At 70.7% G+C, this 20234-nt stretch carries 15 protein-coding genes; 7 read left to right on the forward strand and 8 right to left on the reverse strand.

The window, feature by feature from the left end; translation table 11 throughout:
* Positions 1-17 precede the first annotated feature (17 nt).
* Positions 18-2123: a dipeptidyl-peptidase 5 gene (locus AC3IS2_RS13100; protein WP_489198219.1), complete on the reverse strand. Its 2106-nt coding sequence runs from the start codon at positions 2121-2123 to the stop codon at positions 18-20.
* 72 nt (positions 2124-2195) lie between these two features.
* Positions 2196-4277, reverse strand: a complete 2082-nt coding sequence (locus AC3IS2_RS13105) for a dipeptidyl-peptidase 5 (protein WP_489198220.1) — start codon at positions 4275-4277, stop codon at positions 2196-2198.
* A gap of 102 nt (positions 4278-4379) precedes the next feature.
* Here AC3IS2_RS13105 and AC3IS2_RS13110 point away from each other — a divergent pair, with 102 nt between their 5' ends.
* From AC3IS2_RS13110 to trxA, 7 genes are all read left to right on the forward strand, one after another.
* The gene (locus AC3IS2_RS13110; RefSeq protein ID WP_489198221.1) at positions 4380-5219 is read left to right on the forward strand and encodes a GNAT family N-acetyltransferase; all 840 of its coding nucleotides are present in this window, start codon (positions 4380-4382) and stop codon (positions 5217-5219) included.
* A complete protein-coding gene (tsaE, locus tag AC3IS2_RS13115) occupies positions 5216-5677 on the forward strand; it encodes a tRNA (adenosine(37)-N6)-threonylcarbamoyltransferase complex ATPase subunit type 1 TsaE (RefSeq protein WP_489198222.1) in 462 nt (153 codons plus the stop codon). Before AC3IS2_RS13110 ends, tsaE begins: the two co-directional genes overlap by 4 nt.
* Positions 5670-6758 carry an N-acetylmuramate/N-acetylglucosamine kinase AmgK gene (gene amgK / locus AC3IS2_RS13120; protein ID WP_489198223.1) on the forward strand — a complete coding sequence of 363 codons (1089 nt, stop codon included), beginning with the start codon at positions 5670-5672 and terminating at the stop codon, positions 6756-6758. The genes tsaE and amgK overlap by 8 nt, the downstream gene beginning before the upstream one ends.
* 127 nt (positions 6759-6885) lie before the next feature.
* Positions 6886-7599, forward strand: coding sequence for an N-acetylmuramate alpha-1-phosphate uridylyltransferase MurU (murU, locus tag AC3IS2_RS13125; protein WP_489198224.1), 714 nt, complete (start codon positions 6886-6888; stop codon positions 7597-7599).
* Between the two features lie 2 nt (positions 7600-7601).
* A complete protein-coding gene (gene addB / locus AC3IS2_RS13130) occupies positions 7602-10691 on the forward strand; it encodes a double-strand break repair protein AddB (RefSeq protein WP_489198225.1) in 3090 nt (1029 codons plus the stop codon).
* Positions 10688-14128 (forward strand): double-strand break repair helicase AddA, encoded by a 3441-nt coding sequence (gene addA / locus AC3IS2_RS13135; RefSeq protein ID WP_489198226.1) that lies wholly within the window; start codon positions 10688-10690, stop codon positions 14126-14128. Before addB ends, addA begins: the two co-directional genes overlap by 4 nt.
* A gap of 127 nt (positions 14129-14255) precedes the next feature.
* A complete protein-coding gene (gene trxA / locus AC3IS2_RS13140) occupies positions 14256-14588 on the forward strand; it encodes a thioredoxin (protein WP_296173687.1) in 333 nt (110 codons plus the stop codon).
* Between the two features lie 77 nt (positions 14589-14665).
* Here trxA and AC3IS2_RS13145 read toward each other — a convergent pair whose 3' ends face one another.
* From AC3IS2_RS13145 to AC3IS2_RS13170, 6 genes are read right to left on the reverse strand one after another with little or no spacing between them, the layout of a single operon-like run.
* Positions 14666-15952 (reverse strand): bifunctional folylpolyglutamate synthase/dihydrofolate synthase, encoded by a 1287-nt coding sequence (locus AC3IS2_RS13145; RefSeq protein ID WP_489198227.1) that lies wholly within the window; start codon positions 15950-15952, stop codon positions 14666-14668.
* A 9-nt stretch (positions 15953-15961) separates the two neighbouring features.
* Positions 15962-16852, reverse strand: a complete 891-nt coding sequence (locus AC3IS2_RS13150; RefSeq protein WP_489198228.1) for an acetyl-CoA carboxylase carboxyltransferase subunit beta — start codon at positions 16850-16852, stop codon at positions 15962-15964.
* A 10-nt stretch (positions 16853-16862) separates the two neighbouring features.
* Positions 16863-17705 (reverse strand): tryptophan synthase subunit alpha, encoded by an 843-nt coding sequence (trpA, locus tag AC3IS2_RS13155; RefSeq protein WP_489198229.1) that lies wholly within the window; start codon positions 17703-17705, stop codon positions 16863-16865.
* Positions 17702-18184 carry a hypothetical protein gene (locus AC3IS2_RS13160; RefSeq protein ID WP_489198230.1) on the reverse strand — a complete coding sequence of 161 codons (483 nt, stop codon included), beginning with the start codon at positions 18182-18184 and terminating at the stop codon, positions 17702-17704. Before AC3IS2_RS13160 ends, trpA begins: the two co-directional genes overlap by 4 nt.
* Positions 18185-18186: 2 nt before the next feature.
* On the reverse strand, positions 18187-19401 hold the full coding sequence (trpB, locus tag AC3IS2_RS13165; protein WP_489198231.1) for a tryptophan synthase subunit beta: 1215 nt from the start codon (positions 19399-19401) through the stop codon (positions 18187-18189).
* 32 nt (positions 19402-19433) lie between these two features.
* Complete coding sequence (locus AC3IS2_RS13170) at positions 19434-20084, reverse strand: phosphoribosylanthranilate isomerase (protein WP_489198232.1); 651 nt, start codon at positions 20082-20084, stop codon at positions 19434-19436.
* Positions 20085-20234 lie beyond the last annotated feature (150 nt).

Raw genomic sequence — 20234 nt, forward strand, 5'->3', positions numbered from 1 at the left:
TGGTCAGAGACCCGGCCCTACTTGGCCAGATACTTGTCCAGCCAGCCGAAGACCTCGTTGTGCCATTGCAGGCTGTTGGCCGGCTTCAGCACCCAGTGGTTCTCGTTGGGGAAGAAGACCAGACGGCTGTCGATGCCGCGGCGTTGCAGGGCGGTGAAGGTCGACAGGCCCTGGGCCGTCGGGATGCGGTAGTCGAGGTCGCCCTGGACCACCAGCATCGGCGTCTTCCAGTTCTGGACGTGGTTGGCCGGGTTGAACTTCTGATAGCCCTCCGGGTTCTCCCACGGCAGGCCGCCGTATTCCCACTCGGTGAACCACAGCTCCTCGGTCGAATAGCCCATGCCGAAGGTGTCGAAGACGCCGTCGTGGTTGACCAGGCATTTGAACGCGTCGGACCAGTTGCCGGCGATCCAGTTGATCATATAGCCGCCGTAGGAGGCGCCGAGCGCACAAGCGTTCTGGCCGTCGAGGAAGCTGTACTTGGCCTGAGCCGCGGCCCAGCCCTTCTGCAGGTCTTCCAGCGGGCGGTCGCCCCAGTGCTGGCTGATGGCGTCGGTGAATTCCTGGCCGTAGCCGGTCGAACCGTGGAAATCGATCATCACCACCGCATAGCCCGCGCCGGCGTAGGTCTCGGGGTTCCAGCGATAGGACCAGCCGTTGCCGAACGAACCCTGCGGCCCGCCGTGGATCAGGAAGGCGACCGGGTACTTCTGGCCTTCGACGTAGTTGGCGGGCTTGATGACGAAGCCGTGGACCGTCTCATCGTTCCAGCCGGGGAAGCTGAACTGCTCGGCCTCGCCGAAGGCCTTGGAGGCCAGCTGCGGGTTCACATTGGTCAGACGGCGCGGCATTTCGCGACCGCGCCAGGTCTTGAAATAGAGGTCGCTGGGCGAGGTCAGGGTGTCGACCGCCATGACGAAGCCCGACGGCGTCTGGCCGAAGGCCGAGACATGGCCCTCGCCGGTCAGGGGCATGACCGCGCCGTTGCGCGTGTCGATGGCGAACAGGCGGGTCTGACCGACGTCGCCGGCGGTGGTGTAAAGCGTATTGCCGTCCTTCGACCATTGCAGGGTGTCGGCCGAACGGTCCCAGTTGGCGGCGATCTGGCGCGTCTGGCCGGTGGCGACGTCGCGCAGGAAGATCGAATACTTGTCGGCCTCGAAGCCCGGACGGGCCATGGCGCGATAGGCCAGGGTCTGACCGTCCGGCGAGAAGACCGGGCCGGTGTCCCAGGCGGGGTTGGACTCGGTCAGATTGGTCAGTTGGCCCGGCGCCGAGACGGCCACGCTGTAGAGGTCGAAGTCCGTGCTCCACGGCTCGCTCTTGCCGGCTTCGCGCGCCGAGAAGACCAGAGAGCGGCCGTCGGGGGCGAAGGTGAACTCGCTCTCGTCGCCGAACGGCTTGGAGGGGGTGTCGCCGTCAAAGCCCTTGGTGACCCAGACCGGAGCGCCGCCCGCCTTGCCGTCAGCGCCGATGGTCTGGACGAACAGGTGGTTCTGGGTGTGGTCGCTCCACGTATCCCAGTGGCGCACGAACATGCGGTCATAGACTTGGCCCGTCGATTTCACTTCGGCGGCGGCCTTGGCGCGCTCGACCGAGGCGTTCAGGTCGGCGGCTTCCGGATAGACGGCCAGCGACACGGCCACCGCGTCGCCCGCGCCGTTGACGCGGTAGGCGTTGACGTCGGTCGGCAGGCTGGTGACTTGGGTCGCTGTTGCGCCCTTGTCGGCTGAGACCCAGACCTGGCTCGAACCCGAACGGCCCGACAGGAAATAGAGCTTGCCGTCGGCGCCCCAGCGGGCGGTGTTGGCGCCGCCTTCGGAGATGGCCAGCTTCTGCGCCTGGCCCTCGCCCTTCAGGCTCAGGATGTAGAGGGCGCTGGAACGGCGGTTGGCGGCCACGTCGGTCTGGGTCAGCGCATAGACCACCCACTCGCCGTCCGGCGACACCTGGGGATCGCCCAGCCGGTTGGCCGAGATCATGTCCTGATAGGTGAAGGCGTTGCTTGTGGCCTGGGCCGTGGCCGCCGCCGGAGCGGGCGCCTCGGCCAGGGCGGGCAGGGCCGAGGCCGTCAGCAGGGCGACGGCGCTGAGGCCGGACAGAAGATGGGACAGGCGGCGCATGGGCGCTCCTCAAGCGGATTTCGATCTGGCCGAAGGCCTATCACCGCCGCGCGCCGCCCGCAAAGGTCGGCTTTAGTTGCGCCCCTCCGCCGTCCAGCGCGCGGTCCAGTCCAGGATCTCCTGCTGCCAGTCGACCCAGGTCCGGGGCTTCAGCACCCAGTGGTTCTCGTCCGGGACGTGGACGAAGCGGCTGGGGATGCCCTCGCGCTGCAGGGCCGAGAAGGTGGCCAGTCCCTGCTCCATCGGCACGCGGAAATCTTTCGACCCGTGCAGCACCAGCATCGGCTTCTTCCAGTCGGCGACATAGGTCTCGGGGTTGAAGGCGTCGTACAGGTCCTTGCGGGTCCAGCTGGGGCCGCCGAACTCATGGATGAAGTTGCCGATGTCCATGGCGTTCATCAGTTGCGGCACGTCGAACACCCCGGCGTGGTTGACCAGGCAGCGCCACGGCCCGTTCCACTTGCCCGCGATGGTGTTGACCATATAGCCGCCGTAGGAGGCGCCCAGGGCGCAGGCCCGGTCGCCGTCGATCCATGCGTTGGCCGAAAGCGCCGCCTCCCAGCCCTTCTGCAGGTCTTCCAGCGGGCGGTCGCCCCAGTGGTCGTTGATGGCGTCGGTGAAGGCCTGGCCATAGCCCGGCGAGCCATGGAAGTTGACCATGACCACCGCATAGCCGGCCGCCGTATAGACCTGCGGGTTCCAGCGATAGGACCAGCTCTCGGTCCAGGGCGACTTGGGCCCGCCGTGGATCAGATAGACGGCCGGATATTTGCGGCCCTCGACGAAGCCTGCGGGCTTGAACACCCAGCCGTGCGCCGTCTCATTGTTCCAGCCGGCGAAGCTCAGGGCCTCGGCTTCCGGCAGGTCCAGCCGCGCCAGAACCTCGGCGTTGTGCTGGGTCGCCTGACGGGCCTCCGCGCCGTTCTTCGACACGAAGACCTGGGTCGGGGCGGTGAAGCTGTCATGGGCGTAGGCCAGGACGCCCGCCGCCTCGTCGAAGGCGTTGACCGCGCCGTCGCCGGTCAGGGCCTTTACCGCGCCGGTACGGGCGTCGATCTCGAACAGACGGTTCTGCCCCTCGTCCGAGGCCGTGACGTAAAGCGCCCGGCCGTCCGAACGCCAGGTCAGGCCCGAAGGCCCGCGGTCCCAGTTCGTCAGCCGCCGAGCATTGGCGCCGCTGGCGTCGGCCAGCATGACCACGGCCTGATCCCCGCCGACGTTCTCACGCGGCGCCGACAGCCAGGCCAGGCGGCGACCATCGGGCGAGAAGGCCGGATTGCCGTCGCTGCCCTTGTTGCCCTCGGTCAGATTGACCGGCGCGCCGCCGTCCAGCGACACCCGATACAGGTCGCTGTTGTTGGTGAAGGCCTCGCCCGCGCCCTGGGTCTGGGTCGCATAGATCAGGGTCTTGCCGTCGCGCGACAGGGTGAAGTCGCCGTCGCCCGCCGCCACGTCGGCGTCCAGCCCAGGCATCAGGTCGCGCGCCTCGCCGCCGGCCAGGCCGGAGCCGTTCAGCGGCTGGCTGAACAGGTGGGTGCGGCGGCCGTCAGCCCAGCGGTCGAACACCCGCAGCGGCAGGCGATCATAGGCCTGCTGGCCGCTCTTGGCGCGCTCGGCCAGACGGTCCTTGACGCATTGCAGGGTCTGACAATCGGTGAAGACCGACACGGCCAGGATCAGCGAACGGCCGTCCTCGGCGATGCGGAAGCCGGACACGTCGATCGGCAAGGTCGTCACCTGCGCGGCCGCCATGCCCTCGCGATCGGCGCGCCAGACCTGGTTCGATCCCCCGCGCGACGACAGGAAGTAGATGGCCTGGCCGTCCGGCGCCCAGCGCGCGCCCGAGACGCCGCCCTCCGACACCGCCAGCTTGCGCGGCGCGGCCGCCCCGTCGGCCTCGGCCAACCACAGGGCGTTGACGCCCTTGTTGCCGTCCCAGTCGGTGGCGCGCACGGAATAGAGGATGCGACGGCCGTCGGGCGAGACGCGCGGATCGCCGACCCGCTCCATCATCGCCAATTCCTTGACGTCGAGCCCGGCGCGCGCGGCGGGCGCCTCAGCGGCGGCGGGGGTCGCGACAGTCTGCGCGAAGACGGGCGAAGCCGCCGTCATCAAGGCCCCGAAGGCGGCGGCCAGCATCCAGCGTGATTGCATCGTCGTACCCATCCCTGAAACAGCGTCGCCTGTTGATAGGCCGTCGAATCCCGAGCGCCAAGCCGCTTGCCGCCGCCGTCCGGAGCAGCGACAAGCAGGGGCATGAGTCCCTCTTCCCGTCATATCGTCGACGTGCTGATCGCCGAGCGCGCGCCGCGCCTGACGCGCTCGGCCGCCTGGCCGCTGGTCCGCCCCGCTCTCTACGGCCTGCTGGACTACGCCAAGGCCCGACGCATGGCGGACGCCATCGGCCCCCTGTCCGGTCAGGCGGCGCTGGACCATGTCTCCGGCCTGTTGTCGCTGAAGACCGAGACGCTGAATCTGGACCGCCTGCCCGCCACGGGCCGCTGCCTGGTGGTGTGCAACCATCCGACCGGGATCGCCGACGGCCTGGCGGTGCACGACGCCATCCGCACCGTGCGCGACGACGTCATCTATTTCGCCAACGCCGACGCCCTGCGCGTCTCGCCGCGTCTGGCCGAAAGCGTCATCCCGGTCGAATGGGTCACGGCCAAGCGCACCCGCGAGAAGACCCGCGCCACCCTGCTGGCGGCCAAGGAAGCCTTCGAGGCCGAACGCTGCGTCGTCATGTTCCCCGCCGGGCGGCTGGCCCGCGTCGACGCCGAGGGCCGACTGACCGATCCCGAATGGGCCACGACGGCGGCGTCTCTGGCGCGCAAATACGCCGCCCCGGTCACGCCGATCCACGTCGCCGGCCCGTCCAGCCGCCTGTTCCACCTGTTCGACCGCTTCTCGCAGGAACTGCGCGACATCACCCTCTTCCACGAACTGCTCAACAAGCAGGGCCGCGAGTTCGACCTCAGCGTCGGCCTGCCCATCGCGCCCGAGGCGCTCGACATCGACGCCGCCCGCGCCACCGAGGCGCTGAAGGCCTTCGTCGAGCGCGTCCTGGCCGCCGATCCCGACGCGGTGTTCGAATGACGACCTTCACGCTTTCCGACGCCGACGCCACCACCCGTCTGGGTCAGGCCATCGCCCCCCTGCTGGAACCCGGAGACTCCGTCCTGCTCTACGGCCCGCTCGGCATGGGCAAGTCGACCCTGGCGCGCGGCCTGATCCGCGCCCTCACCCACCCCGACGAGGACGTGCCCAGCCCGACCTTCACCCTGGTCCAGTTCTACGATAGCGATCCGGCGATCGCCCATTTCGACCTCTATCGCCTCAGCCGCCCGGAAGAAGCCTTCGAGATCGGTCTGGACGAGGCGCTGGACGAGGGCTGCGCCCTGATCGAATGGCCCGAACGGCTGGGCGTCGACCCCGGCCGGATGCTCGGCCCCGACCGACTGGCCCTGACCATCGCCGAGGATGGCGCGGGCCGCCTTGCGACCGCTATTGGCGTGGGCGCGTGGGAAGCGAAACTGAAGGAACTCCATGTCTGACCGCGAAGCCCTCCGTCTCGACTTCCTGCGCTCGGCCGGTCTGGCCGAGGCCGTCCGCGCGCCCCTGCCCGGTGACGCCTCGACGCGCCGTTACGAGCGGCTGACCACGGCCTCGGGCGCCACCCTGATGCTGATGGATCAGGCCCCCGCCGCCGAGAGCCAGCCCTGCGACCCGTCGTGGTCGCCCGCCGAGCGCCACGCCCACGGCTGGAACGCCGTCGCCCGCCTGTCGGCCGGCCGCATCGAGGCCTTCGCCGCCGTCGCCGCCCATCTGAAGTCGCTCGGCCTGTCCGCGCCCGAGATCGTCGCCGTCGACGCCCCCAACGGCCTGGCCGTGATCGAGGACTTCGGCGACGCCCTGTTCGCCAAGGTCATCAACGAGGGCGCCGAGGAAGCCCCCCTCTACCGCGCCGCCGTCGAGGCCCTGGCCGTGCTGCACGCCGCCCCGACGCCGGATGTCCTGACGGGCGCTGCGGGCGACTGGCCCCTGCTGACCTATGACCAGACGGCGCTGCAAGGCGGCGCCGACCTCTTTGTCGAATGGCTGCCGAAACTGATCCCGTCGCTGAGCTTCAATGACGACGCCGTCGCCGAATGGCGCGACGTCTGGGCCCCGGTCACGGCGGCGGGCGAGGCGGGCGCGACCGTCATGGCCCACCGCGACTATCACGCCGAGAACCTGATCCGGCTGGACGGCAAGACCGGCGCCGCCTCGGTCGGCCTGATCGACTTCCAGGACGCGGTGAAGGCCCACCCGTCGTGGGACCTCCACTCCCTCTTGCAGGACGCCCGCCGCGACGTCTCGCCCGAGCTGGAAGCCCTGGCGCTGGACCACTATTTCGCCCTGCGGCCCGAGACCGATCGCGAGGCCTTCATGGCGTCCTATAATGGTCTGGCGGCGCTGAACGAGGCGCGGATTCTGGGCGTCTTCGCCCGCCTGATCGCCCGCGACGGCAAGCCGAAATACGCCGCCTTCATGCCGCGTATGTGGGCCCACCTGAACGCCAACCTGAAGGCCCCGGGCCTCGAAGCCGTCGCCGCCTGGATGGACCGCCACGTGCCGGAGGATGTCCGTCGATGAACTCTCCCTCCCCCGTCATCCCGGACGGCCTGAAAGGCCGATCCGGGACCGCAGGAAACGCCGCCGTCTTGGGCGGTCCCGGCTCTCCGCTCCGCTGCGGCCGGGATGACGGCAAAGGGGAACGCGCATGACCGCTCCAAAGACCGCCATGGTCCTCGCCGCCGGGCTCGGCACGCGGATGCGCCCGCTGACTAATGACCGGCCCAAGGCCCTGGTCGAGGTCGGCGGCCGCGCCCTGATCGACCACGTCCTCGACCGGCTGACCGATGCGGGCGTCGAGAAGGCCGTGGTCAACGTCCACTGGTTCGCCGACCGGCTGGAAAGCCATCTGGCCGCCCGCACACATCCGGCAGTCGTCATCTCCGACGAGCGCGCCCAACTGCTGGAGACCGGCGGCGGGCTGAAGAAGGCTCGCCCCCTGCTCGGCGACGACCCCGTCTTCGTGGCCAATATCGACAGCGTCTGGATCGATCGGGGCGACGCCCTGGCCGACCTGATCCGCCTGTGGGACCCGGAGCGGATGGACGCCGCCCTGCTGCTGGCCCGGCGCGAAGGCTCCATCGGCTTCGAGGGCGGCGGCGACTTCTTCCTCGGCGACGACGGCCAGCTCACCTTCCGGGGCGAGGCGGCAAGCGCCCCCTTCGCCTACATGGGCGTCCACATCACCCGGCCCGGCTACGCCGACGCCGGCCCCGACGGTCCCTTCTCGCTCAGCCCCCTGTGGCGCCAATCCGCCGCCGAGGGCCGCCTGTTCGGCTGCGTGCTGGACGGCGACTGGATGCACGTCGGCGATCCGCAGGCCCGCGACGAAGCCGAAGCGCGCCTGAAAGCAGAAGCCTGACCATGTCGGGGGGCCGTTTCGATCCGTTCGCCGGGTCCGGTCCGCGCTGGCGCGCCGTGCCCGCATGGCGGCCCTTCCTCGAAGACCTCGCGGCGGGCGTGCTGGACTGGCTGGGCGATCAGACGCCCGAGACCCTGACCGACGCCACGATCCTGCTGCCCAACCGCCGCGCCGCCCGCGCCTTCTCCTCGGCGCTCGGCCGACTGGCCGGCGACCGCCCTGTCCTGCTGCCTCAGGTCCGCCCGCTCGGTGATCTGGAGGAGGACGAGCCGCCCTTCGCCCCCGGCGAGCTGGGGCTGGACCTGCCCCCCGCCATCCCCGCCCTGACGCGCCGCTTCGAGATGGCGCGGATGATCGCCGAGGAGTTCGAGCCGGGCCTGAAGCCCCTGCGCGCCTTGGAGATGGCCGACGCCCTCGGCGGCTTCCTCGATTCCTGCCAGCTCGAGGAAGTCTCCGACCTGTCGCGCATCGCCACCCTGGCCGAACAGGATCTGGCCGCCCACTGGCAGGACAGCGCCCGCTTCCTCGGCCTCGCCGTCGAGGCCTGGCCCAGACGGCTGGCGGCGCTCGGTCTGGTCGACCCGGCCTGGCGCCGCGCCACCCTGCTGCGCCGTCTGGCCGAGGCCTGGGACGCGCGCCCGCCGCAGCAGCCCGTCATCGCCGCCGGCTCGACCGGCACCGTCCCCGCCGCCGCCGACGTCCTGGCCGCCGTGGCCCGGGCGCCGCAGGGCGTGGTGGTCCTGCCCGGCCTCGACCTCGCTCTGGCCGACGGCGTCTGGGACCGGATCGACGACCAGCATCCGCAGGCGGCGCTGAAGGCCCTGCTGGCCCGCGCCGAGGTCTCGCGCGATCAGGCCCGCCCCTGGTTCAAGCTCGCCGTCGAACCCCGCATCGAGGCGCGCGGCCTCGCGCGCCAGCGCCTCATCAACGAAGCCCTCCGTCCCGCCGAGGCCACCGACGACTGGCGCGCCGAGATCGCCCGCCTGCGCGCCGACGCCGCCGAGGCCGGGCAAGCCGCCGACCCCATCGCCGAGGGCTTGAAGGGCCTGTCGTCCCTCTCCGTCCGCGCCGAGGAAGAAGCCGCCACGGCCATCGCCCTCCTGATGCGGGAGACGCTGGAACGCCCCGGCGAGACCTGCGCCCTCGTCACACCCGATCTGGACCTGTCGCGTCGGGTCGAGGCCCGGCTGGCGCGCTGGGGCATCATCCCCGACGCCTCGACCGGCGCCCCCCTGTCACGAATGAGCGCGGGGGTTCTGGTCGATCTGTGCGCCCGCTTCATCGAGACGCCGCTGAAGCCCCAGACCCTGCTGGCCCTGATCAAGCATCCGCTGACCCGGCTCGACCTCGACGGCACGTCTCTGCCCGACGCCGCCTCGGCGCTGGAGGAGCACGCCCTGCGCGGCCCGCGTCCGCGCGACTGGGCCGAGGTGCAAAAGCGCCTGCTCAAAGCCGCCGAGCCGGGACGCGGCGGTCAGCCCCTGCCCGAGTGGAAAGCCGCCCGCCTGTCCGGCGCCCGCGCCCTGGCCGCCCGGCTGGAGACCCTAGCCGCCGACGCCCTGTCCATCTTCACGCCAAACGCTTCCGGGGCCGCCGCCCCCGACGCCGCCGCCCGCACCCTGACCGCCCTGATCGAGGCCCTGGCCGGTCAGAACGCCTGGGCCGGCCCCGACGGCGAGGCCGCCGCCTCCCTCCTGTCCGCCCTGATCGACGGCGGCGGGTCGCTGGGCGAGGTCAGCCGCGCCGACTTCGCCGCCCTGACCGCCGGCCTGCTGGGCGAGGAGACGGTGCGCACCGGCGGCGCCACCCATCCGCGCCTGCGCATTCTCGGCGCCATCGAGGCCCGCCTGACCCGCGCCGACCGCATGATCCTGGCCGGGCTGGAGGAAGGCGTCTGGCCCCGGCCCGCCCCCGTCGATCCCTTCCTGTCGCGGCCGATGCGCAAGACCCTGGGCCTGCCCACGCCCGAGCGGCGTCTGGGCCAGACGGCGCAGGACTTCGTCCAGGCCGCCTGCGCCGACGAGGCCGTCCTGATCCATTGCGAGCGGCGCGGCGGCCAGCCCGCCGTGCGCTCGCGCTGGCTGTGGCGGCTGGAGATGCTGACGCGCGGCGCCCATGCGGAAAAAACGCCCGTCGCCATTCCCAAGCCCGAGGGTCTGGCCGACTGGACCCGCGCCCTGGACGCCCCGCCGCCCGGCGCCGCCCGCTTCGCCCCGCGTCCCATGCCGCGCCCGCCGGTCGATCGCCGCCCGCGCAGCCTCTATGTCACCCGCATCGAGCGCTGGGTCCGCGACCCCTACGCCATCTACGCCCAGTGGGTGCTGGGCCTGAACATCATGGACCGGCCCGGCGCCTCGGCCGAGGCGATGGCGCGCGGCAATGCGGTGCACAAAGCCATCGAGCGCATGACCCTGATGTGGCCCCACGTCCTGCCCGACGACTGCGAAACCGAGATCGAGAAGTTGCTGATCGAGGAGCTGACCGCCCACGGCTTCGAGGACGCCGCCATGGCGCGCGAGACGCCGCTGGCGCGCAACTGCGCCCGCTGGCTGGCCGGGTTCGAGGTCGAGCGTCGGGCGCGCGGCGTCAACCTGCTGATCGAACAGCAGGGGACCATGACGTTCGACGCCCCCGCAGGCCCCTTCACCATGAAGGCCTACGCCGACCGCATCGAAGTCGGCGCGACCGGCGCCGCCATCATGGACTTCAAGACCGGCGGCGTGCCCTCGGGCAAGCAGGTCAAGGCGGGCTTCGCGCCGCAACTGACCCTGACCGCCGCCATCCTGGCCGACGGCGGGTTCAAGGACACCAATGGTCCCGTCCCTGCCGACGAACTGACTTACGTTCGCGTCGTCGGACGCAAGAAGGCGGGCGAGGTCGCGGTGCGCGCCTCGGGGCCGGAGGCTGCGGCGCTGGGCGAAGCCGCGCTCGAAGGCCTGAAGAAACGGGTCGCCCGTTTCGACCATCCCGACACGCCCTACGTCTCCTGGGCTGCGCCGCAGTTCATGGGCAATTACGGCGGCAACTACGACCATCTGGCCCGCGTCTGGGAATGGCACGTCGTCGGCGGCGAAGAAGGCGACAGCGAATGAACATCGCCACTCCGCAGATGACCGCGCGCCCCGATCCGCAGATCCGCGCCGCCGATCCCGCCCTGTCGGTCTTCGTCACTGCCAACGCCGGCTCGGGCAAGACCACCACCCTGGTGAGCCGCGTGGCCCGGCTTCTGCTGGGCGGGGCCGGGGCCTCGGCCATCCTGTGCGTCACCTACACCAAGGCCGCCGCCGCCGAGATGCAGGCCCGCCTGTTCGAGACCCTGGGCAAGTGGGCGGTCATGGACGACGCCGCCCTGTCGGCCGAACTGGCCAAACTGGACGCCAGCGATCCCGCTGACCTCAACCCGGCCCGCCTGTCCGAGGCGCGCCGCCTGTTCGCCCGCGCGCTGGAGACGCCGGGCGGGCTGAAGATCCAGACCATCCACGCCTTCTGCGAAAAGCTGCTGCGGCGCTTCCCCATCGAGGCCGGCGTCTCGCCGCGCTTCACCGTGCTGGAGAACGAGGCCGCCATCGCCCTCAGCCATGCCGCGCGCGAGGAGCTGGCCCGCGCCGCGCTGAGGGACCCCGATGGTCCGGTGGGTCAGGCCTATAGCCATTTCGCCGTCGAGCTGGACTGGGGCCGGTTCGAGAGCCTGCTGGCCATGATCGAGGCCAAACGCGCCGACCTGACCGACTATGTCGCCCGCGTCGGCGACGGCTCGGCCCCCGGCCCGCACCTCCTGACCGGCGCCGATCCCGAACAGACGCCCGACGACATCGAGGCCGACTTCATCCGCTGGCTGGACCGGGGCGAGGTCCGCCGCATGGCCGAGCTGATGGCGACCGGCGGCAAGACCGACAAGGATCGCGCCGCCGAACTGATCCACGCCCTGGACCACGAGTGGAGCTTCCACGGTCTCGGCGTCGTCTTCCTCACGGGGACCGGCTCGCCGCGCAAGTCGATGGCGACCAAGCAGGCCCCGCCCGACGCCGGCGGCTGGCTGACCGATCTGCAGGACAAGTATCTGGCGACGCTGGATGTGGTGCGCGCCGCCAAGGTCGCCGCCGACACCATCAAGCTGCTGACCCTCGCCGTGGCCCACGCCGCCTTCTACGAGGCCGCCAAGGCCGAGCGCGGGGCGCTGGACTTCTCCGACCTGGTGGCCAAGACGGTCGACCTGCTGACCCAACGCTCGACCGCCGCCTGGGTCCTGTACAAGCTGGACGGCGGCATCGACCACGTCCTGATCGACGAGGCCCAGGACACGGCGCCCGAGCAGTGGGCCATCATGCGCGCCCTGACCGGCGAGTTCTTCTCGGGCGAGGCTGCCGACCGGACCGTCTTCGCCGTGGGCGACGAGAAGCAGTCGATCTACTCCTTCCAGGGCGCCCGGCCCGAGCGGCTGCGGCAGGAAGCCCAGGTCTATGACGCGATGGTCCGAGGCTCCGGCGCCGCCTTCGAAGGCGTGCCGCTGGAGACCTCCTATCGCTCGACCGAGGACGTCCTCGCCTTCGTCGACCACGCCTTCGCCGATCCCGAGCGGACCCGCGCCCTGGTGGGCGAAGCGGGCGACATTCCCCGCCACCTGCCCGCCCGCGTCGGCCAGCGCGGCGGCGTCGACCTGTGGCCCCTGTTCATGGACGAGGCCCCGCCCGAGCGCGACGCCTGGGACGACCCGGTCGATCAGGAAGGCGTGGCCGGCGCCCGCAAGCGCATGGCCGCCGCCCTGGCCCAGGAGATCAAACGACAGGTCGAGACCGGCGCTGTCGTCTATGACCGTTCGACCCGCCAGCCCCGCGCCAGCGGCTACGGCGACTTCCTCATTCTGGTCCGTCGTCGCGACGCCACCTTCGAGGAGATCATCCGCGCCCTGAAGAGCGCGGGCGTCCCCGTCGCCGGGGCCGACCGGTTGAAGCTGTCCAGCCACATCGTCTTCGACGACCTGATCGCCCTGGCCCGGTTTGCGCTCTTCCCCGGCGACGACCTGTCGCTGGCCGAGGTGCTGCGCAGCCCCTTCTGCGACGTGGACGAGGCCTCGCTCTATGATCTGGCCGGGCGCGAGAAGCGTCAGGGCCTGTGGCGCGAACTGAAGCAACGCGCCGAGGAACGCCCCGAATGGCGCCGCGCGCTGGAGCTGTGCCTGAGCGCCCGCGCGGCGCGCGACGGCGATCCGTTCGCCTTCTTCTCGACCCTGCTGAACCGGGTGGACGACACGGGGGTCTCGGGCCGCGCCCGGGTCCTGACGCGCCTAGGCCGCGAGGCCGAGGAAGCCATCGACGAGACCCTGAATCAGGTGCTGGCCGCCGAGAACCGGGGCGGGGTCGATCTGGAGACCTGCCTCGCCCTGCTGGAAGCCGCCGACGTCGAGGTGAAGCGCGAACTGGAAGGCCCACGCGGCGAGGTCCGCGTCATGACCGTCCACGGCGCCAAGGGTCTGGAGGCGCCCGTCGTCATCCTGCCCGACACCACGATGAAGGCGAAGGCCCAGGGCCCGTCCCTGATGCCGGTCGCCACCGACGACGGTGAGGCCTGGCTGATGTGTCCCGGCTCGTCGAAGGAGGACTGCGCCGCGTCCAGGGCCGCCCGCGACGCCCGCGAGGCCCGCGTCAGCGACGAATCCCTGCGCCTGCTCTACGTCGCCCTGACCCGCGCCCGCGACCGGGTCATCGTCATGGGCCGCGGCTCGAAACGCTCGCCCGAACCCGGCGACTGGTGGTCGGTGATCGAAGAGACCTTCAACCGTCTCGGCGACGAGGTCCGCACGCTGGACAGCAACGTCCGCCGCTTCGGCGTCGATCTCGACGTCCTGCCCGCCGTCGCCGCTGCGGCCGAGGCCCGCCCCGAAGCCCCCGACTGGACCCGCCGGACGCCCGCCCGCGACGCCGCCGCCCGCTTCGCCTCGCCGTCGCAGATGCAGGAGCAGAAGCGCATCCCCGCCCCCTCGCCTCTGGCGCGCGGCGAGGGCCCCGGCGCCGGTCTGGGCCGGTTCCGGCGCGGGGACCTGATCCACCGTCTGCTGGAGCGGTTGCCGGACATCGCCTCGCCCGACCGACCCGACGCCGCCACGCGGATGCTGGCCCGCGAGCGCGACCTGTCGGACGAGCAGCGGACCGAGATGATCGCCGCCGCCTTCGCCGTGCTGGACGACGCGCGGTTCAATCCCGTCTTCGGCGAGGGCTCCCGCGCCGAGGTCGCCCTGACCGGCTCCTCGCCCGACCTGCCGTCCGGCGTCTCGATCTCGGGCCGCATCGACCGGCTGGTGGTCACGCCCGAGCGGGTGCTGGTGGTGGACTTCAAGTCCAACCGCCCGGCCCCGGATCATGTCGAGGACGCCGACCCGGCCTATGTGCTGCAGATGGCGGTCTATACGGCGGTGCTGCGTCGCCTCTATCCCGACCGCGCGGTCGAGGCGGCCCTGGTCTGGACCGACGGACCGAAGCTGATGGCCGTGCCGCAAAGCCTGATGGACGCGGCTCTTTCAAATGCGCGTTGATTTGTGCGGGATTCGCTCCCACATCTGCCTCTGAACGCTGAACTGATCCTCGGCGCGCCACTTATTCGGTGCTCAAGCAGCGAGGCCCCGCGGGCCGAGCGATAGCACCCCTAAAGGAGAGCCATTCATGGCGACTGTCAAAGTCACCGACGAGAGCTTCGACGCCGACGTCCTGAAATCCTCGACCCCCGTCCTGGTGGACTTCTGGGCCGAGTGGTGCGGCCCCTGCAAGCAGATCGGCCCGGCGCTGGAGCAGATCGCCGACGAACTGGCCGGTCAGGTGACGATCGCCAAGATCAACATCGACGACAGCCCCATGACCCCGTCCAAGATGGGCGTCAAAGGCATCCCGACCCTGATGCTGTTCAAGGACGGCCAACTGGCCTCGATGAAGGTCGGCGCCATGCCCAAGGGCAAGATCGTCGAATGGCTGGCCGAAGCCGGCGTGAAAGCCGACTGATAAGCCTCAGACGACCAAATCAGGCGGCGGCGCCGAATGGCCCGCCGCCTTTTTCATGCGCGCTTCAGACCGGCCCCCTAGACGGGGAAGGTCTCGGGGCTGGCGCCCAGGACTTCGCCGGCCAGATAGAGCGAGCCGCAGATGACGACGCGGCCGGCGCCGAGGGCCAGGGCGCGATCAAGCGCCTCGTCCACCGAACCCGCCGCCAGGGCGCCGAAGCCGCGGCCTTGCGCCACCGCAGCCAGGGCCGTCGGATCGGCGGCGGCGCCGTCGAAGCCGACGGTGAAGACTTGGGCCTCGGTGCCCTTCAGCGCCTCGAAGAAGCCGCCCGCGTCCTTGTTGGCCAGCATGGCGACGATCAGGGCCAGGGGGCGCGGCGCCCTTGCCTGACGCTCGGCCAGGGTCCGGGCCATGGCCCGCCCGGCGTGGGGATTATGCCCGCCGTCCAGCCACAGCTCGGCGTCGGCGGCTTGCGCCTTTTCGGCATAGGGACCGGCGGTCAGACGCTGCATCCGCGCCGGCCAGCGCACGGCTTTCAGCCCTTCGGCTATGGCGGCTTCGGGCAGGTCCAGTTCCAGGGCGGCGGCCACGGCCACGCCCGCGTTGTCGAACTGGTGCGGACCGCTGAGGGCGGGCGCCGGCAGGTCGAGGAAGCGCTCCTGATCCTGATAGACCAGTCCGCCGCGCTCGGCCCAGGCGTCGAAGTCCACGCCCATGACGGTCAGGGGCGAGCAGACCTCGGCCGCGCGGCGTTCGATCACCGCCATGACGGCCTCGGACTGACGGGCGATGACGCCGCGCGCCCCGGCCTTGAGGATGCCCGCCTTCTCGGCGGCGACGCCCTCGATCTTGTCGCCCAGGAACTCGGCGTGGTCCAGATCAACGGGGGTGATGACGCTGAGCAGCGGCCGGTCGATGACGTTGGTGGCGTCCAGCAGTCCGCCCAGACCGACCTCGATGATCGCTAGGTCGGCGGGGGTCTCGCTCATGGCCAGGAAGGCGGCGGCGGTCGTGCTTTCGAAGACGGTGGCCTCGCCCCCCGTTTCAGCCATGGCGGCCTCGACCCGGTCCAGCACGGCGTTCAACGCCTCGTCGCTGATCAGCGTCCCGGCCAGTCGGATGCGCTCGTTGAAACGCACCAGATGCGGCGAGGTGTAGGCGTGGACCCGCAGGCCCGCCGCTTCGGCGATGGCGCGGATCAGGGCGACGGTCGAGCCCTTGCCGTTGGTGCCGGCGACATGGACCACCGGCGGCAGGCGATCCTGCGGGTTGCCTAGCGCCGCGCACAGGGCCCGCATCCGCTCCAGCGACAGGTCGATGCGTTGCGGGTGACGGGCCAGAAGGCGTTGCGAGATCGGGTCCATGCGGTGGCTTTAGGCCGCCTTGCGCTTGCCGCCCATCAGCATGGACATGACCTGGCCTAGGACGGTCGGCAGCTCGCCGCGCGCCACGACCTTGTCGACCATCCCCTTGCCTTGCAGATATTCGGCGCGCTGGAAGCCCGGCGGCAGTTTCTCGCGGATGGTGGTCTCGATCACGCGCGGACCGGCGAAGCCGATCAGGGCGCCCGGCTCGGCGAGATGGACGTCGCCCAGCATGGCGTAGGAGGCGGTGACGCCCCCCGTGGTCGGGTCGGTCAGGACGACGATATAGGGCAGCTGCGCCGCCTTCACTTCCTGCACGGCCAGGGTGGTGCGGGCCATCTGCATCAGGCTCAGCGCGCCTTCCTGCATCCGCGCGCCGCCGGCGGCGGTGAAGCAGACGAAGGGCACGCCGCGCTTCACGGCTTCACGGGCTGCGGCGACAAAGGCCTCGCCCGCCGCCATGCCCAGCGACCCGCCCATGAAGGTGAAGTCCTGGACGATGACGACCGCGGCCACGCCGTCGATCTTGCCGAAACCAATCGCCATCGTGTCCTTGCGGCCCGCCGCCTTGCGCGCCGCACTCAGGCGGTCGCGATAAGGCTTGCCGTCCGAGAACTTCAGCGGGTCTTCCGGCACGTCGGGCGTGTCGATGCTCTCGAACTTGCCGTCGTCGAAGGTGGCCTTCAGGCGCGTCGGGGCGTTGATCCGCATGTGGCGGCCCGACGGCGTGACCCACAGGGCCGCCTCCAGATCGGTGCGGAACAGCATCTCGCCGCTGTCCGGGTCCTTGACCCACAGATTGTCGGGCGTGTCGCGCCGGCTGACGATCTTGCGCACGCCGGGAGCGAAGCGGGAAAGCCAGCCGCCGCGCGGCTTGTTCTCAGGATTCTTGTCGACCATGAGCGCGCCTTTAGACGGTTTCCGCGACGGAAGCACTAGTTCTGGCGGTGCGAACCGCATCGGCCAGAGCCTTCACCTTGGCCAGAACGCGGGGGACGGCGGGTTCGTTCGCCTCAAGGGCGGCGGCGACTTCGTCGACGAAGACCGACCCGGCCACCACCGCATCGGCCACGCGGGCGATCTCGGCGGCGCGTTCGGGCGTCTTGACGCCGAAGCCGACGGCGACCGGCAGGTTCGCGGCCCTGCGAACGCGTTCGACGGCGGGGGCGACGGAGGCGGCCTGCGCCTCCTTCACGCCCGTCACGCCCGCGACCGAGACGTAGTAGACAAAGCCCGAGGTGCCGCGCGCGATGACCTTCAGCCGGTCGTCGTCCGAGGTCGGCGTGGCCAGACGGATCAGCGAGACGGCTTGCGCGTCCAGAGCGGCGGCCAACGGCCCGGCTTCTTCCGGCGGGCAGTCGACGACGATCAGGCCGTCCACGCCCGCAGCGGCCGCGTCACGCGCGAAGGCTTCGTAGCCGTAGCTCTCGACCGGGTTGAGATAGCCCATCAGGATGACCGGGGTGGCGTCGTCGCCCGCCCGGAAGTCGGCCACCAGATCGAGCGTGCCGCGCAGGGTCATCCCCGCCGCCAGCCCGCGCAGGGCGGCGCGCTGGATCGGCGGCCCCTCGGCCATCGGGTCCGAGAAGGCCAGACCCAGTTCGATCAGGTCGGCCCCGGCGGCGGGCAGGCCGCGCAGAATCTCCAGCGCCTCGTCGCGGCTGGGATCGCCGGTCATGACGTAAGGGATAAAGCCAGCCCGGCCTTCAGCCTTCAGCGCGGCGAAACGGGCGTCGATGCGAGCGGTCGTCACTGGGGCGTCGCTCCTGCCGCCGCCGTCTGGCCGGCGCAGACGTTGCCCGGAATAGTGGCGAAGCCGAGGTAGCCGGGCGTTTCCGGCGCCGAGGGACCCGCCGTGTCGTAGAAGGCCACCATCTGCAGCCCGTCGCAGACGCCGCCGTCCTTGCGCTTGATCAGAACCACGCGGTTGTCGTCGCCGCCCGCGGGCAGCCAGCCCTGGCTCTCGAAATGGGCGATGTAGCTGTCGGCCAGGGCGCCGATGCCGGCCAGCGGCGCGGTGACGCAGAAGGCGCGGCCGTTCAGTCCGTGCAGGTTGCCGCAGTCCGGCGCCGCCTGGGCCACACCCAGCAGCGGCGTGTCGGCGGCGGGCGCGCCTTGCGGCCCCGGCGCAGCCTGAGCGGCGGGGGCCGGAGCAGCCGGCGCCGCCGTCTGAGCCAGCGTCAGGGTCGGCGACACAGCGGCGGCCAGGGCCGCGATCAGAAGGGTCTTCATGCTCAAAGCTCCACGCCCAGGTGTTTGGCCACGGTGAAAATGTCCTTGTCGCCCCGGCCCGACAGGACCAGGACGACGTCGCCGTCCTTGCCCACGTCCTTGGCGACCTCGCCGATGCGGGCGAGCGCGTGCGAAGGCTCCAGCGCCGGAATGATGCCTTCCAGTTTCGACAGCAGTTGGAAGGCCTCCAGCGCCTCGTCGTCGGTGGCCGACAGGTATTCGCCGCGCCCCAGGTCGTTCAGCCAGGCGTGCTCCGGCCCGATGCCCGGATAGTCGAGACCGGCCGAGATCGAGTGGCCCTCGAGGATCTGGCCGTCGGCGTCCTGCAACAGATAGGTGCGGTTGCCGTGCAGCACGCCGGGGCGGCCGCCCTTCAGGCTGGCGGCATGTTCGGGCGTATCCAGACCATGGCCCGCCGCCTCGACGCCGATCAGGCGCACGCCCTCGTCCTCGATGAAGGGGTGCATGGCGCCGATGGCGTTGGAGCCGCCGCCAATGCAGGCCACCACGGCGTCGGGCAGGCGCCCGATCTGGGCCAGCGACTGACGCTTGATCTCCTTGCCGATGACCGACTGGAAGTCGCGCACCATGGCCGGATAGGGGGCCGGGCCCGCCGCCGTGCCGATGATGTAATAGGTGTCCTCGACGTTGGTGACCCAGTCACGCATCGCCTCGTTCATGGCGTCCTTCAGCGTCGCCGCCCCCGCCGTGACGGCCTCGACCTCGGCCCCCAGCAGTTTCATGCGGAAGACGTTGGGCTGCTGACGCTCGACGTCGACCGCGCCCATGTAGACGGTGCAGGGCAGGCCGAAGCGGGCGCAGACGGTGGCCGAGGCCACGCCGTGCTGACCGGCGCCGGTCTCGGCGATGATCCGCGTCTTGCCCATGCGGCGGGCCAGAAGAATCTGGCCCATACAGTTGTTGATCTTGTGCGCGCCCGTGTGGTTCAGGTCCTCGCGCTTCAGCCAGATCTTGGCCCCGCCGAAATGGTCGGTCAGGCGCTCGGCGAAATAGAGCGGGCTCTCGCGACCGACGTAATGGGTCAGGAAGCCGTCCAGCTCGGCCTGGAAACTCGGGTCGGCCTTGGCCGCGTCATAGGCCGCCTGAAGCTCATGGATCAGAGGCATCAGGGTTTCGGGCACGAAGCGGCCGCCATAGGGGCCGAAGCGGCCCTCGGCGTCAGGCCAGGCGTAGGAATTCGGGAGGATTGCGTTCACGAGCGGCAGTCTTTCGCGGGAAGGCGACGAAATCAGGACCGGGATACGGCCTTGAGGAAGGCTTTGATCAGGTCAGGGTCCTTAACACCGGGCGCGCTTTCGACGCCAGAGGAGACATCGACCAAAGGCGCCCCAGAAATCCGCACCGCCTCGGTGATATTTACCGGGTCCAGCCCGCCCGCGAGGAACCAGTTTGCCGGCAGCGCCCGCCCGGCCATCAGCGACCAGTCGAACGAGGCCCCGACCCCGCCGGGCAGGGCCGACCCCTCGGGCGGCTTGGCGTCGAACAGCAGGTGGTCGGCCACGCCCGCCCAATCCGGCACCGACGCGAAGTCAGCCTCGCCCCGGATCGGCAGGGCCTTGATGATCCCCGCCCCGGTCAGCCGCCGCACCTCGGCCGCGCGCTCGGGCGTCTCATGCCCATGAAGTTGGACCAGGTCGGGCCGCAGGATCAGCCCCACCTCGGTCAGCAGAGCGTCGTCGGGATCGACCAGAACCGCCACGATCTTCGCCCGCTTGCGCGCCCTATCGAACAGGGTCGCGGCGTGCAGCGGCGGAATGTGGCGGGGGCTTTTTTCAAACACCACCGCCCCGACAAAGGCCGCGCCGCCTTGAAGCGCCGCATCCAGCGTCTCGGGCGTCGTCAGTCCGCAGATCTTGGCCAAGGTCCTAGGCTGGGTCATGGGAGGGAGGTGCGCGAGGGAGGAGGCGAGGTCAAGCGTCGCCCTCCCCTCTTCGTCATCCCGGAAGCGGCGCAGCCGCTATCCGGGACCGCAGGAAGCGCTAAGGGCGGCGTCTTGGGCGGTCCCGGCTCTCCGCTGACGCTTCGGCCG

This window comes from Brevundimonas sp. KH_025, from assembly GCF_057839885.1.

Excerpts from the sequence above, each read along its gene's own strand:
- AC3IS2_RS13145 (WP_489198227.1), bottom strand. The coding sequence starts at position 15,952 with ATGGACCCGATCTCGCAACGCCTTCTGGCCCGTCACCCGCAACGCATC.
- murU (WP_489198224.1), top strand. The coding sequence starts at position 6,886 with ATGACCGCTCCAAAGACCGCCATGGTCCTCGCCGCCGGGCTCGGCACG.
- trxA (WP_296173687.1), top strand. The coding sequence starts at position 14,256 with ATGGCGACTGTCAAAGTCACCGACGAGAGCTTCGACGCCGACGTCCTG.
- amgK (WP_489198223.1), top strand. The coding sequence starts at position 5,670 with ATGTCTGACCGCGAAGCCCTCCGTCTCGACTTCCTGCGCTCGGCCGGT.
- AC3IS2_RS13170 (WP_489198232.1), bottom strand. The coding sequence starts at position 20,084 with ATGACCCAGCCTAGGACCTTGGCCAAGATCTGCGGACTGACGACGCCC.
- AC3IS2_RS13105 (WP_489198220.1), bottom strand. The coding sequence starts at position 4,277 with ATGCAATCACGCTGGATGCTGGCCGCCGCCTTCGGGGCCTTGATGACG.
- AC3IS2_RS13160 (WP_489198230.1), bottom strand. The coding sequence starts at position 18,184 with ATGAAGACCCTTCTGATCGCGGCCCTGGCCGCCGCTGTGTCGCCGACC.
- AC3IS2_RS13100 (WP_489198219.1), bottom strand. The coding sequence starts at position 2,123 with ATGCGCCGCCTGTCCCATCTTCTGTCCGGCCTCAGCGCCGTCGCCCTG.
- AC3IS2_RS13110 (WP_489198221.1), top strand. The coding sequence starts at position 4,380 with ATGAGTCCCTCTTCCCGTCATATCGTCGACGTGCTGATCGCCGAGCGC.
- tsaE (WP_489198222.1), top strand. The coding sequence starts at position 5,216 with ATGACGACCTTCACGCTTTCCGACGCCGACGCCACCACCCGTCTGGGT.
- AC3IS2_RS13150 (WP_489198228.1), bottom strand. The coding sequence starts at position 16,852 with ATGGTCGACAAGAATCCTGAGAACAAGCCGCGCGGCGGCTGGCTTTCC.
- addB (WP_489198225.1), top strand. The coding sequence starts at position 7,602 with ATGTCGGGGGGCCGTTTCGATCCGTTCGCCGGGTCCGGTCCGCGCTGG.
- addA (WP_489198226.1), top strand. The coding sequence starts at position 10,688 with ATGAACATCGCCACTCCGCAGATGACCGCGCGCCCCGATCCGCAGATC.